Genomic DNA, 14,030 nt, shown 5'->3' on the forward strand with positions numbered 1-14,030 from the left:
AAAGGTGAATAAAAGCATCGTCATGCTTCTATTCACCTTATACTTTAGGATGTTTGACACCTGGCAAGTGACGACGGTAGTTTGCAACTGGAACGTGCAATTTTTCGATTAATTCTTTGATTTCACGTTCTGTTTTTTGCGTGTCTTCACTTTGAGTAGGCATCTTTGGTAAATCAATTAAGCGATGTGAGTTTGGTGCAAAAAGTCCCAACTTGGTTTTACCGTGTGAGTTTTCAATTTGGTATTGAGCCTTATTACGGTAATGCCATGGATCTGGAGCAGGGATGGTCTTTTTGACTTTGTATTTATTGTAGCCACGTGGATGGTACTTCTTAAGAGATTCAAGCATGTTGTTGCGCTTGAATTCAAGTTGCTTGTCATAAGACAAGTGAGCAAGCTCTAAGCCACCGATTTCTGGGTCAACACCTTCAGGGAAGTCAACGCGATCAGGGCTTTTTTCTTTAATGCGAACTAGTTCACCTTCAATGTAGTGAGGGTAGCTCTTTACGATTTTGGCTACGACTACTTCACCTGGCAAAGCGCCAGGGATGAAGATGATCTTCTTCTTGTAATAACCGATACCTTCACCATTGATGCCTAAGCGTTTAATGGTGATAATGACGTCTTTTTCACGTGGTTTATTTTTGGAAAATTTTCTATTCATTATCCTTATTCTTTCTACTAAAAACTAAATTACATTGCTATTAATTGTACTACCTAAAAAAAGTTCTTAGCAAGCATTACAAAAATTTGCTAGCATGTAATTTAGAATATTGCGAGGTGAAAAAGGTGTTAATAACCAAAGTAAGTGCACAACGACGTCCAGGACGCTATAATATTTTTTTGGATGGCAAATATGCTTTTTCTGCTAGTGAAAAAACTGTAGCTGAGTTTGTTTTGTTAAAAGGAAAAGAATTAGATGATGCTCAAATTGAAAAAATTCGTCAATTTGATGCAGATGCCAAAGCTAGTGATTTAGCCGCTCATTTTTTGAGTTATGAACCTCGAACTGTGTTTGAAGTTTTGCAATATTTAAAAAAGCACGATATTTCTGATGAAGCAGCAAACAGTGCCGTTAGTCAGTTAAATGAATTAGGCTATTTGGATGACCAACAATATGTAAAACTTTTTATCAAGAATGACCTTCGCGTGGGTTCAGATGGTCCTAAAAGTCTATTGCGTAAATTAACTCAAAAAGGCGTGGATCCTGAGATCAGCCAAGTAGAACTTGATGAAGTTGATGATGAAGACTGGATCGAAGTCGGTCAGAGAGTAATTAAATCGATGGTGCATCAAGTAGGGAAAATTGCGCAAAGAGAAATTGAGCGCAAGATGAGAAGTAAATTATTGACGCATGGCTTTGATAGCGGCATTAGTAGTGAAGTCATCTCTTCTTTAGACTTAGCAAATGATGAAGATATGCAGATGGAAGCTTTGAAAAAACAAGGCATTAAAGCATATAAGAGATTTCGTCGCTTTGATGATGCCGAGCGCAAATTTAAGATAAAAAAATATTTGTTTAGCCATGGTTTTTCATCAGGAGAAATTGATGCTTTCTTAAATGGCGAAGTAATTGATTTGGATGAATTAGCAGAATATTAATTAGGAGATAAAAATGAAGAAAACTATTGATGAAAAGATGTTTGTAGGTCGTCCTTTTCCAGCTAGTTTGATGAATGCTCAAAAGAGCTTTATGGATGCAAATCAACAAATGGAAAATGACGAAACTTTTCAAAAGTTTTTAGCTGACAATAACTTGGAAAATAAGCGTACTGCATTGATCGTATCAGGACCAGATAGCTTCATGTACTGGTATGGTGTTTTAGCCGATACAGATAAGGTGCCAACTGGTCTTATGAAATTTGAATTGCCTAAAGCAGAAGTAGCAGAAGAAGAACAAGAAAATCAAAATCTTGTTTTCTTTAACTTGCCTTTAACCAGTACTGTATCTAGCTTTGTTAAAAAGGTAGTTGATAGTGGCATTAAAGTTTACCAAAACTTAGGTGATAGTGATACGCCATACATGGTCTGGGATCTTGATATGGATACAAAAAAACTGACCCAAGATTTATACTTGAAGGCCAGTAAATAAAAATTAATGTTGTTGCGGATCGATTGATAGATTGTCATATTCTACGTAAGCTCCAAGACAAGTTGAAACAAACATAATCAATAAGACATAGCCGATTGAACTGCCTACGATTTGGTCTAGCGTCAAAACTGAACGAACTAGATATGTTGAAGCGAGGCATAAAATGAAGTCTAAGACAATATTGGCAAAAAGTAAGAAGTAGCGTCGTCTAATACTGAAGAAACGCAAAAGCTGTTTTAATAAGCCATCGTTAGTTTGAACAGCTAACAAGTCAACTGGACGTTGAATTGTTGCTTTAACAGCAAACATAATGACAGAGCCAACTAAAGCACCAATTAGCGTACGGCAAATTTCTGCTGAGTGCAAAACTAGTGCATTATAGCCAATACCAATAATTGCTAGACTGCAAATATATGGGATAAGCAATAAAAATGTGAAAACAAGCAAGATATGGCTTTTTTTCATTGTATCCAACCTCCTTAGTCTTATGTGCTATTTTAACATAATGACAACGGCTCTATGCTATAATATCTTTATTTAGATGACTTTTTTAGAAAGAGAGTATACAAATGAGTAGTGATCCTGGAGCGGATAATTTTTTTGATCGCTTGAAAAATCGTTTATCAGGCGACAAAAAAGAAGAAACTAAAGATCATTTAGAAAAAGAAATCATCAACTTGCATGATAGTCATAAGATTGATGATAAAGAATTTTCTATGCTTGAAGGTATCCTTGAATTTCAAGGTAAAATGGCTCGTGAAGTAATGGTGCCGAGAATGGATGCATTTATGGTAGATGCAGAAGTAAGCCTTCAAGACAATTTGGATGAGATTTTGCGTGAACCTTATTCACGTATCCCGGTTTATAAGCGAGATAAAGATAAAATCGTCGGTGTCATTCACATTCGAAGCCTTTTGCGTATGGCTAGACAAAAGGGTTTTGAAAATCTTGATTATGATGATGTAATGACAGAGCCACTGTTTGCGCCTGAAACAGCTGAACTAGGGGATTTGCTGATGGAGATGCAGCAAACACAAAGACAATTAGCTATTTTGATGGATGAATATGGTGGCGTTACTGGTCTTGCAACTATTGAGGATTTGGTTGAAGAAATCGTCGGCGATATCGATGATGAAGTTGATCATACAGAAGTTTTGTATAATCAAATTGCGCCTCATAAATATATTATTTACGGCAAGATGCCACTTGATGATTTTAATGAGCAATTTAATACGCGTCTTGAAATGGAAGACGTGGATACAGTGGCAGGATACGTTATCAATACTCTGAAGGTAATTCCAGCCAAAGGAGAGAAGCTGACAGTTGATATTGGGGATGGCAAGACACTCACAACTAGAAGGATGAAAGGCTCAAGACTTTTGACAGTATTATTGTCAGATAATGGAGTAAAAAAGGAAGAAGATATAAAAGACTAATGGATAAAGAGTTAGCAGATAAAGTAAATAAAAGAAGAACTTTTGCGATTATTTCACACCCTGACGCAGGTAAGACGACTATTACTGAACAAATGCTGCTTTTTGGTGGGGTAATTCGTAAAGCTGGTACCGTTAAAGCACGTAAGACCGGTAACTATGCTACTAGTGACTGGATGGAAATCGAAAAAAAGCGTGGTATTTCCGTTACTAGTTCTGTTATGCAGTTTGAATACAAAGGCAAGCGAATCAATATTTTGGATACGCCAGGTCACCAAGACTTCTCTGAAGACACCTACCGTACATTGATGGCCGTTGACTCAGCTGTCATGGTAATTGACTCAGCTAAAGGTATCGAACCTCAAACTAAGAAGTTGTTCAAAGTTGTAAAACAACGTGGTATCCCAATTTTTACTTTTATGAACAAGCTTGACCGTGATGGCCGTCCACCACTAGATTTGATTGCTGAACTAGAAGATTTATTAGGTATCGAAGGTGTGGCAATGAACTGGCCAATTGGTTCAGGTCAAACTTTAAAGGGACTTTACGATATCGCAAATAAGCGTGTCGAACTTTACCGCAAAGATGGTGCAGATCGCTTCATACCATTGAATGAAGATGGCACTTTGCCAGACAGTGAACCACTTAGTCAAGATCCACAATTCAAGGACACCCTTGATGAAATTGAATTAATTAAAGAAGCAGGTAATAAGTTCGACCGTGAAAAGATTGCTATGGGGGATCAGACCCCTGTCTTCTTTGGTTCAGCTTTGACTAATTTTGGTGTAGAAACCTTCTTAAACAGCTTCGTTGATTTGGCTCCAGCTCCAGAAAGTCACACTGTTAATGGGGATGAAGAATTAAGCCCAGATGATCCAGAATTCTCAGGCTTTGTCTTCAAGATTCAGGCTAATATGAACCCACATCACCGTGATAGAATTGCCTTTGTTCGTATAGGTAGCGGTGAATTTAAAAAGGGACTAGATGTAACTTTAGCTAGAACTGATAAGCCAATTCGTTTGAATAACGCAACAGAATTTATGTCTAGTGAACGTGTTCAAGTTTCAGATGCGGTTGCAGGAGATATCGTAGGTTTATACGATACGGGTAATTTCCAAATTGGTGATAGTATTTATGCTGGTAAACGGAAGATCGTTTACCCACCACTTCCAGAATTTACTCCTGAATTGTTCATGCGTGTAACTGCTAAGAACGTAATGAAACAAAAGTCATTCCATAAGGGAATGAATCAGTTGGTTCAAGAAGGTGCTATTCAGCTTTACCGTAATTACCAAACTGATGAATACATTTTAGGTGCTGTTGGTCAATTGCAATTTGAAGTATTCCAATTCAGAATGAAGAACGAATATAACTCAGAAGTTGAAATGAACAGCATCGGTCATCGTGTGGCTCGTTGGATTGATCCAGATCAGCTTGATCCTAGAATGTCTAACAGCCGTAACTTATTAGTTAAGGACCGTTATGGCAATCCATTATTCTTATTTGAAAATGAATTTGCAGAACGTTTCTTCCACGATAAGTACCCAGATGTTAAATTGACTGAAAAATTATAAAAACAAAAAAGAGAACTACTTTTGTTGTAGCTCTCTTTTTGTTTAATATTTATTGGTTATTTATCAACGTGAATTTCGATTACGTGGCGACTCTTATCAACAGTCAAAGTGTATGAAGAATCATAGTCTTTAAGCAAACGCTTAATGATAAATTCAACTTCGTCTTCACGGACGCGGCGATCATGATTTTCAAGTGCAATACCGATCGCATCTTTACTTTCAGTGTAGATAACTGAAGTATTGCCTAAAGAATATACTTTAACGTAATTGGCGTCAGTAGTGTTAAGTTGACTCTGAACCAAATCAGAATAGTTATTGGTTACATCAATTAAATGCATGGATTTCACCTATCTCTCTTAGCTTTTTCTCTCAACTTTAGTATACCGCAAATCAAGATATATATTTTTATATTTTCTTTTTAATTAATAAAAAAGTTCTGAGACATTGATCCCAGAACTTTTTTGCGTATAACTTGAATGAGTTTTTTTATTTGTTTAATTATTCAGCACTAATTACAATTTGACCATTTTCAACGTCGGCCTTTAGGTTCTTGCTGTCAGCGTGGTCAAGCTTGTAGTCAGCAACCTTGTCTTCAATTTCTTCTTGAATAGTACGACGAAGTGGACGAGCACCTAATGCAGGGTTGAAGCCTTCATCAACTAATTTTTCCTTAGCTGCGTCAGTAACATCAATGTGCAAACCTTGATCCTTGACCATGTTATTAGTGTTAGCAAGCATCAAGTCAACAATCTTGAGTAAGTCAGGCTTAGTTAATTCATTGAATTCGATGACATCGTCCAAACGGTTAAGGAATTCTGGTTTGAAGAATTGACTCATGTTGTTTCTAGCTGATTCGTTTGATTCGTCTTCATTCTCAGCAGCGAAACCAACACTAGCATTCTTAATACCTTGTCCAGCATTAGAAGTCATGATGATGATTGTATCCTTGAATGAAACTGTTCTACCTTGTGAATCAGTTAAACGACCATCGTCTAAGATTTGCAAGAAGAGGTTCAAAACATCTGGGTGAGCTTTTTCAATTTCATCGAGCAAAATCAAACTGTATGGGTTGTGACGTACTTGTTCAGTTAATTGACCAGCTTCTTCATAGCCAACATAACCAGGTGCTGAACCGATTAATTTGGATACAGAGTATTGTTCCATGTATTCAGACATGTCGAAACGAATCATAGCATCTTCTGAACCAAACATTTGCTTAGCAAGTTGTTTAGCAAGTTCAGTCTTACCAACACCAGTAGGTCCTACGAATAAGAATGAACCAATTGGACGACCTGACTTGTTGAAACCAATTCTGTTACGGCGGATAGCACGAGCAACTTTTTCAACTGCTTTATCTTGACCGATAACGTGAGCCTTTAAGTCACTAGCTAAGTTTTGCAATTGGTTTTCTTCTTGCTTTTGAATATCGCCAACAGGGATGCCAGTCTTTTCTTCAACAATCTTGTTCATGATCTTGTTAGTAATAATTGGGGATTTGTCAGGATCAACTTTTTGATCCTTTACCTTTTCATATTTCTCAATTTGATCACGGTAGTAAGCAGCCTTTTCGTAGTCTTCATTCTTCAAGGCTTCTTCCTTTAATTGTTCAGCTGCATTGATTCTTTCTTGCATCTTATCCTTATCAATGTAAGGAATAGTTAAGTTCATTCTTGAACCAGCTTCATCAAGTAAGTCAATGGCCTTGTCAGGCAAGAATCTGTCTTGGATATAGCGAGCAGAAAGCTTAGCAGCAGCTTCGATAGCATCATCTGTGTAGTGAACATGGTGATAGTCTTCGTAGCGCTTTTGAATACCCTTTAAGATACGGATAGTTTCATCAATTGAAGGTTCCTTAACTTCAACAGGTTGGAATCTTCTTGCTAAAGCTGAGTCTTTTTCAATATCACGATATTCCTTAATAGTAGTAGCACCTACTAATTGAAGTTCGCCACGAGCTAAAGCAGGCTTGATAATGTTGCCGGCGTCCATACCACCTTCAGCGTTACCAGCACCAACAATTTCGTGAATTTCATCAATAAATAGGATGATATCGTCGTTTTGTTGTAACTCTTTGATCAATTGTTCCATTCTTTGTTCGAATTGACCACGGATACCAGTACCTTGAACTAATGAAACAACATTTAATGAAATGATACGCTTGTTTTGAAGTTTAGCTGGAACAGAACCATCGACAATTTCTTGAGCAAGTCCTTCAACTACGGCAGTTTTACCAACACCAGCTTCACCAATTAAAACTGGGTTGTTCTTAGTTCTTCTGTTTAAAATTTCAATGACACGGGCAATTTCTTTGTCACGGCCAATTACAGGGTCAATTTTTCCTTTCTTGGCAAGGGCAGTTAAATCTGTACCATATTGATCAAGCAGACTTCTACCACCTTGACCGCCATTTCCATTGCCACCACCCATTTGCATTCTTGGGTCGTTGTTTCTCATATTATTATTGTTTGCGGCATTGTTGTTATTTCCGTTTAATGCGTTGAATAAATCATCAAAGTCGCCAAAAAATTCGTTATTCATATTTTCTAGATTTCCTTGTTGATTTCTTAATTCTTGATAACAGTGTTGACATAAATTAATTTCACGGCTTTGGCCGTTCACCTTTGTAAAAAGATGAATAGAGGCAGGCCGCTCATGACAATTTTGGCAAAGCAAAAATATTACCGCCTTTCATTTAAACTGTACCAAAATTATATTATTAGCACTCACACTAGTCAAGTGCTAAGCACCAATAAACTTATTTTTTGTAAGAATTGTTATATAGAATAAATAAAATATTAATATTTTTGAAAATTTAGTATAAAGAGTAGAATAAAGTGTAAAAAAATTATAAAATTTGAAAAGTGTGGTGATATTTTTGGATTATCAAAAAATTTTGGACCAATTGGTTTCAGGTGAGATCAAAGAGTATGAGGTTAAACCTGAAGATGCCTTTGAGCTTCAAAAGACTATTAGAAATTACGGTAAAAGACAATATATTACCGGTAGAGCAAAAAGAGGCGGTTCTATTGTATATACCGCAACGAATACTGATAAGTAAATAATGTAAACTGTTACATTATTGTTGTCTTAACCGCAAAAACATGATAATCTAGTACTCGAATGGGTATTTATTACCAGTTTAATTTTTCAATTTTAAAGGAGATATTCACAATGGAAAAACGCGATTTTCATATTATTGCAGAAACAGGTATTCATGCACGTCCAGCTACTCTTTTAGTACAAGCTGCTTCAAAGTTTGGTTCAGATGTTAACTTGGAATACAACGGCAAGTCAGTAAACTTGAAGTCAATCATGGGTGTTATGTCACTTGGTGTTGGCCAAAACGCAGACGTTACTATCACTGCTGAAGGTGACGACGAAAAGGACGCATTAGACGCAATTGCTGACACTATGAAAAAAGAAGGTTTAGCTGAATAATGACCAAGACTTTAAAAGGAATTGCCGCAAGTGATGGTATTGCCATTGCTCCAGCATATCTTCTTGTAGAGCCTGATCTTTCATTCTCAAAGTCATCAATCGATGATGTTGATTCAGAAGTAGCACGTTACAACGATGCTATCAAGGAATCAACTACTGAAGTTGAAAAGATTCGTGATACAGCTAAGAAGAGCTTGGGCGAAGAAGAAGCTCAAGTTTTTGAAGCTCACTTAATGATTTTGAATGACCCAGAATTTACTGGTGCTATTGAGAATGAAATTAAGGACTCCAAGATTAACGCAGAAGCTGCTCTTGATGAAACTGCTCAAAAATTCATCGCAATTTTTGAAGGTATGACTGATAATCCTTACATGCAAGAACGTGCTGCCGATGTACGTGACGTTTCAAAGCGTATTATGGCTCACCTTCTTGGCAAGGAATTACCAAACCCAGCTTCAATTGATCACGAAGTTATCGTTGTAGCTCACGACTTAACTCCTAGTGATACTGCTCAACTTAACAAGAAATACGTTAAGGGCTTTATTACTGATATTGGTGGTCGTACTGCTCACTCCGCAATTATGGCTCGTTCACTTGAATTGCCAGCCGTAGTTGGTACTGATTCAATTACTAAAGACGTTAAGAACGGCGATATGTTAATTGATGATGGTCTTGATGGTGTTGCAATTATTGATCCAAGTGATGATCAAGTTGCAGACTACAAGAAGAAGGGTGAAGACTTCCTTAAGCAAAAGGCTGAATGGAAGAAATTGAAGGATGAACCTTCAGTTACTGCTGATGGTAAGCAATTTACCATTGCTGCTAACATTGGTACTCCTAACGACATGCCAGGTGTACACGAAAACGGTGCTGAAGCCGTTGGTTTGTACAGAACTGAATTCTTGTACATGGATTCATCAGACTTCCCAACAGAAGATGATCAATTCGAAGCTTACAAGAAGGTTATCGAAGGCATGAACGGTAAGCAAGTTATCATCAGAACTATGGATATTGGTGGTGACAAGCACTTAGACTACTGGGACTTACCAGAAGAAATGAACCCATTCTTAGGTGTACGTGCTATTCGTCTTTCACTTAAGAACGAAAAGATCTTCCGTACCCAATTAAGAGCTTTGCTTCGTGCTTCAGCTTACGGTAAGCTTGGTATTATGTTCCCAATGATCGGTACATTAGCTGAACTTCGTCAAGCTAAGGCCATTTTGAATGACGAAAAGCAAAAGTTAATTGAAAAGGGCGTTAAGATCGGTGACAACTTACAAGTTGGTATGATGATCGAAGTTCCTGCAGCTGCTGTTTTAGCTGATCAATTCGCTAAGGAAGTTGACTTCTTCTCAATTGGTACTAACGACTTGATTCAATACACTATGGCTGCTGACCGTGGTAACGACAACGTATCATACTTGTACCAACCATATAACCCATCTGTACTTCGTTTGATTAAGCATACTATTGATGCTGCTCACGAAAACGGCATTTGGTGTGGTATGTGTGGTGAAGCTGCTGGTGATAACACCATGTTCCCAATCTTGCTTTCAATGGGACTTGATGAATACTCAATGAGTGCAACTTCAATCTTACGTATCAGAAGCTTAATGAAGAAGTTTGATACTAAGGACCTTAAGGAATTAGCTAACGAAGCATGCTTTGTTTCAGAAACTGCTGAAGAAAACGAAAAGTTAGTTAACGACTTAATGAAGAAGATTAACAAGTAATTTTCTAATAGATCCAAAAAGAGACCAGTTTTGGTCTCTTTTTTTGTATTTTTTAATTTTTTTAAATAAAACAAACAAAATCTTCACAAATAATTCACGCTTTATCTTTAGGAGAGATAAAGAAAGTAACATAAAAGATAAAATAGACACTTACAAAAAAGAAGTTAGTATGTTATACTGGTTGTAAGTTAAAGAACGTATACAATTATTTGTTCTGAGGAGCGTGATTTTTATGGTAGATTTATATGTATCTCCTAGTTGTACCTCATGCCGTAAAGCCAGAGCTTGGCTCGAAAAGCATAATATTCCTTTTAAAGAAAGAAACATCTTTTCTGAGCCTTTAACTAAAAAAGAATTGTTGAGAATCTTGCGTATGACAGAAAATGGTACAGAAGAAATCATTTCTACCCGCTCAAGAGCTTTTCAACAATTGAAGATCAATTTAGACGATTTATCAATTGATCAGTTGCTTGATTTAGTAGAAAAGAATCCCAGTCTCTTGAGAAGACCAATCATCATGGATGATCGTCGACTTCAAGTGGGTTATAACGAAGACGAAATTCGTCGATTCTTGCCACGCAAAGTGCGTCGTCTAGAATTGGCTGAAGCACAAAAGATTGCAGATTTATAATTTGATTAAAGTGTTAGTGTTAATGCTGACACTTTTATTTTTAGCAAAAAATACGCTACAATATACTATAATGATTCATGGAGGTGAAATCCTGTGCAAGTAGATCATATTAATGAAAATACAATTAGGGTCAGAATCGATAAAGAAGAGTTAGCTCGTCGCGGCCTTAAAGTTCTTGATCTTTTAGGCGATAAAGATAAGATTCAACAATTCTTTTATTCAATTCTCGCAGAAGTTGATACAGATCATACTTTTACAAAAGGTGTACCTGTGACTTTCCAAGTAATGCCAAATAATGGTGGCCTTGATTTAATGATTACTAAAGTCCAACCAGAAGACGCAAATAATTTGCGTAAAATGATGGGTTCAATGGATGATGATAGTGATTCAACACAGGCGGACTCCGATTCAAGAAGAAGCTTTTTCGATCTTGATCCAAAAGATGATTTAAATACTGAACTTGATCCGCTAACACAAGAAAAAAACGAAGCTAACGCAGATGCTAGTGCGAATACTAATAATGAATATTGGAAGTTCCAAAAGCGCCACGCTTATAGATTTAATGAGTTGGGCAATTTAATTGAACTGGCAGATAATTTAAGAGTAAGTGATTTGGCTTCAAGCTTGTATTATCAACGCGGACAATATTATTTGGAATTAGCTTTTCTTGATGAAGATTATGCTGAATTAAAGCCTGCAGATGCTTGGGCAATTGCTAATGAATATGGCATCAAAATCGATGATGCAGAAATGAATACAGTTAAAGAAACTGGTAAGTGCCTGATGGAGCAAGATGCTTTAGGTCACATTCGCTACTATTTTCTTAAGCAAACTAACTAATTAAGATTTTATAAAGAAAAAGAGACGGAAGAAAAATCCGTCTCTTTTTTGCGTAATAAAACATGGGTGAAAAAATATGTATGCAGCCATGTTAAATAAAAAATTAGTACTTGCAGTAAGTGAAGCTTACTTAGTTAATTCAAGACAAAAAGAATTAAATCGAGAAAATTATCGTTGTCCGCATTGCAATAAAAAAGTGATTTTGATTATCTCAGAGAAAAAGTCCGCTTTTTTCAAGCACTTAACTAGTTATTCAAATATGATGGGTGAAAAAGAAGAACACCATCAATCTAAAATGCTGTTTAAAGCAGCGCTAACAGCGGCAGGATTTGGTGCTGAAGTGGAAATACCACTAGCCGATGGTCAACTTCGAGCGGATGTGCTGGCTACTAAGAAATTGGCATTTGAAATTCAATGTGCACCACTTAGTGATGCAGAGTTTAAACATCGACATTCTTTATATCAGAAAATTGGTGTAACCGATATTTGGATTGTGGGTCAGCGCCATTATTTGAAGCGAAATTTAAAGCACACGCAATTAATCTTTTTTAGAAAAAATCAAAAATGGGGTAATTATTATTTAGAAGTGAATCCAGCTAAAAATTGTTTTTGTTTAAAATATAATATTTGCCAAGAAGCTGTTACTAGAAAATTGCATTATCAAACTAAATATTTTGCGTTAGATGAAATTGGCATTAAGCAGTTTTGGTGTTTTAAACCAATATTAAAAGCATATACTTGTAAACCAATTGAACAGAGAAAATATTTAGAAAGACAAATTAAGCAAAAATCCAAATTAGGTCTAAAAGTAGCAGAGTTGCTTTATCGACAAAAAATAAGTATCAGCGATTTGCCAGATGAAGTATTTAAATACCGCAATCCTGGAGACGAGAATGTGCTAATTACTTATTTACAAAAAAACGCCTCATTAAATGAGACGTAAGTGATTCTGCATTGGCAGATAATCGGAAAAATCTTTTTCGCAATTTGGAAACATCAAATTGGCTAGATCTTGCTGATTTACTGGCCCTTCCAATAGAACACCGTTTTGATCATTATTTTCATTAAATAAAACAATCGTTGGTGTAGCTTTAATGTTCCATTGGTTAGCTAGTTTTTGGTCTTCTTCAATTGATGCCTTTAAATAATCCCCATGCTTTATGGCATCAATTGTTGAAGTCTTAATATTCAAGCTATCGGCAATTTGTTGCAACAATTCAGGCGTATATGCTGAAGCATCCTTGCTTAAATGCTTTTGCAATTCGTATAAATATCTGCGTGCTTTCTTGTTGCCATAACTTATCTTAATTGCATGATAATTTCGCAAAGCTTCATAAGTTGCAGTAGAAATGCTCTTAATATCTGGCAACTTTTGTGCATCCTTGCGTCTGCGAATAATGTCATCGTTGACTAGACAAACATTGGCAATTGGAATGTAGTGGCAACAAACATCAATTCCTAATTCGTCAATGGTTTCGCGAATTTGTCGTTCTGTATCATAACAGTAAATCCCTATTGGATTGATGAATAGAAAAATCTCAAACATACTCTCGACCTCTTTGGTGATTTATTCATTGTTACTTTAGCAAGAAAAAAAAACAGTGACAAAAAATATGCTTTATTTTCTATATGTTATTTTCTGTGAGCGCTTGCGCGTGCGATTTTATTTTGATTGGTATTAGCTTTTGTTTGAGTAAAGCCATAATCATGCTCAAGCTCAGCTTGTACTGCTTTAATTAAAACAGGATCAGTGTTTTCAATTTCTAGTTCAAAGTCTTGATAACCATCAGGGTAAGAGGTGGCATCTAGTGTTAGTTCACAATCTTTAGGACCATTCATTAGAATGCGGCGGGTTTTACTCCAAGTGAAGAGTACTAATTGCTCTTTTTGATCTGAAAAATGTTGATCGATGTATTCACCAATATTGCCTTGAAAATCAACGTGTTTATGTGCAACTAATTCTTTTGCTTGATCGTGAGATAAATCGTCATTAATTTCGATTACTTCATGAAAATTCTTCTGTACAGGATTAGGATCAGGAACTTTCATTGTCTGTTCCGCATGATCAGCATAAATTCTGATTCTAAGACTGATACGATGATTTTTTAATAAATCATCTGGTGTATCAAAATAATAGTTTTCTTGAACAAAGTCAGCTTTGACAGGGAAACTATTGATGATCTTTTCATAAACATTTTTTGATAATAATGTTTTTGCTTCAATTTCACGATTTTTACTCATAAATTTTCCTCCAAACCATATATGACCATTATATGGTAAAATTATAGT

General features: G+C 36.2%; 15 protein-coding genes and 1 pseudogene. 10 read left to right on the forward strand and 6 right to left on the reverse strand.

Features of this window, described 5'->3' with window-relative positions:
- Positions 1-52: 52 nt before the first annotated feature.
- Positions 53-664: pseudogene (locus tag RDN22_RS05090) on the reverse strand (class I SAM-dependent RNA methyltransferase); the annotation flags it as partial.
- Positions 665-789: 125 nt separating this feature from the next.
- On the opposite strand from RDN22_RS05090, the gene recX reads away from it, so the two are divergent.
- Positions 790-1,602 carry a recombination regulator RecX gene (gene recX / locus RDN22_RS05095; protein ID WP_308556554.1) on the forward strand — a complete coding sequence of 271 codons (813 nt, stop codon included), beginning with the start codon at positions 790-792 and terminating at the stop codon, positions 1,600-1,602.
- Between the two features lie 13 nt (positions 1,603-1,615).
- Positions 1,616-2,092 (forward strand): hypothetical protein, encoded by a 477-nt coding sequence (locus tag RDN22_RS05100; protein ID WP_308556556.1) that lies wholly within the window; start codon positions 1,616-1,618, stop codon positions 2,090-2,092.
- Positions 2,093-2,095: 3 nt separating this feature from the next.
- Here the strand turns inward: RDN22_RS05100 and RDN22_RS05105 are convergent, their stop codons facing one another.
- Positions 2,096-2,557 (reverse strand): hypothetical protein, encoded by a 462-nt coding sequence (locus RDN22_RS05105; protein WP_308556557.1) that lies wholly within the window; start codon positions 2,555-2,557, stop codon positions 2,096-2,098.
- A 104-nt stretch (positions 2,558-2,661) separates the two neighbouring features.
- Here RDN22_RS05105 and RDN22_RS05110 point away from each other — a divergent pair, with 104 nt between their 5' ends.
- Together RDN22_RS05110 and RDN22_RS05115 are read left to right on the forward strand one after the other, a co-directional pair.
- Entirely contained in the window at positions 2,662-3,528 is an 867-nt protein-coding gene (locus tag RDN22_RS05110; RefSeq protein WP_308556559.1) for a hemolysin family protein, read from the forward strand.
- Positions 3,528-5,099, forward strand: a complete 1,572-nt coding sequence (locus RDN22_RS05115) for a peptide chain release factor 3 (protein ID WP_308556561.1) — start codon at positions 3,528-3,530, stop codon at positions 5,097-5,099. The genes RDN22_RS05110 and RDN22_RS05115 overlap by 1 nt, the downstream gene beginning before the upstream one ends.
- A 56-nt stretch (positions 5,100-5,155) precedes the next feature.
- Here the strand turns inward: RDN22_RS05115 and RDN22_RS05120 are convergent, their stop codons facing one another.
- Together RDN22_RS05120 and RDN22_RS05125 are read right to left on the reverse strand one after the other, a co-directional pair.
- Entirely contained in the window at positions 5,156-5,437 is a 282-nt protein-coding gene (locus RDN22_RS05120) for a DUF1827 family protein (RefSeq protein ID WP_308556563.1), read from the reverse strand.
- 160 nt (positions 5,438-5,597) lie between these two features.
- Positions 5,598-7,772 carry an AAA family ATPase gene (locus RDN22_RS05125; RefSeq protein WP_308556565.1) on the reverse strand — a complete coding sequence of 725 codons (2,175 nt, stop codon included), beginning with the start codon at positions 7,770-7,772 and terminating at the stop codon, positions 5,598-5,600.
- Positions 7,773-7,974: 202 nt separating this feature from the next.
- Between RDN22_RS05125 and RDN22_RS05130 the strand changes: the two genes are divergently transcribed.
- From RDN22_RS05130 to RDN22_RS05155, 6 genes are all read left to right on the forward strand, one after another.
- Complete coding sequence (locus tag RDN22_RS05130; protein WP_308556567.1) at positions 7,975-8,157, forward strand: hypothetical protein; 183 nt, start codon at positions 7,975-7,977, stop codon at positions 8,155-8,157.
- 113 nt (positions 8,158-8,270) lie between these two features.
- Entirely contained in the window at positions 8,271-8,537 is a 267-nt protein-coding gene (locus tag RDN22_RS05135; RefSeq protein WP_005718606.1) for a phosphocarrier protein HPr, read from the forward strand.
- Positions 8,537-10,270 carry a phosphoenolpyruvate--protein phosphotransferase gene (gene ptsP / locus RDN22_RS05140; protein WP_308556573.1) on the forward strand — a complete coding sequence of 578 codons (1,734 nt, stop codon included), beginning with the start codon at positions 8,537-8,539 and terminating at the stop codon, positions 10,268-10,270. The genes RDN22_RS05135 and ptsP overlap by 1 nt, the downstream gene beginning before the upstream one ends.
- A 232-nt stretch (positions 10,271-10,502) precedes the next feature.
- Positions 10,503-10,901 carry a transcriptional regulator SpxA gene (gene spxA / locus RDN22_RS05145; protein ID WP_013641647.1) on the forward strand — a complete coding sequence of 133 codons (399 nt, stop codon included), beginning with the start codon at positions 10,503-10,505 and terminating at the stop codon, positions 10,899-10,901.
- A 93-nt stretch (positions 10,902-10,994) separates the two neighbouring features.
- Positions 10,995-11,741 carry an adaptor protein MecA gene (locus RDN22_RS05150; protein WP_308556575.1) on the forward strand — a complete coding sequence of 249 codons (747 nt, stop codon included), beginning with the start codon at positions 10,995-10,997 and terminating at the stop codon, positions 11,739-11,741.
- Positions 11,742-11,817: 76 nt separating this feature from the next.
- Positions 11,818-12,684 carry a competence protein CoiA family protein gene (locus RDN22_RS05155; protein WP_308556577.1) on the forward strand — a complete coding sequence of 289 codons (867 nt, stop codon included), beginning with the start codon at positions 11,818-11,820 and terminating at the stop codon, positions 12,682-12,684.
- On the opposite strand, the gene RDN22_RS05160 is transcribed toward RDN22_RS05155, so the two are convergent.
- Both RDN22_RS05160 and RDN22_RS05165 read right to left on the reverse strand, forming a co-directional pair.
- Positions 12,670-13,287 (reverse strand): DsbA family protein, encoded by a 618-nt coding sequence (locus RDN22_RS05160; RefSeq protein WP_308556579.1) that lies wholly within the window; start codon positions 13,285-13,287, stop codon positions 12,670-12,672. The two genes, RDN22_RS05155 and RDN22_RS05160, sit on opposite strands and share 15 nt — an antisense overlap.
- Positions 13,288-13,373: 86 nt before the next feature.
- Complete coding sequence (locus RDN22_RS05165) at positions 13,374-13,982, reverse strand: CYTH domain-containing protein (RefSeq protein ID WP_308556580.1); 609 nt, start codon at positions 13,980-13,982, stop codon at positions 13,374-13,376.
- Between the last annotated feature and the right edge of the window lie 48 nt (positions 13,983-14,030).

Source organism: uncultured Lactobacillus sp., from assembly GCF_902491705.1.
GTDB lineage: Bacteria > Bacillota > Bacilli > Lactobacillales > Lactobacillaceae > Lactobacillus.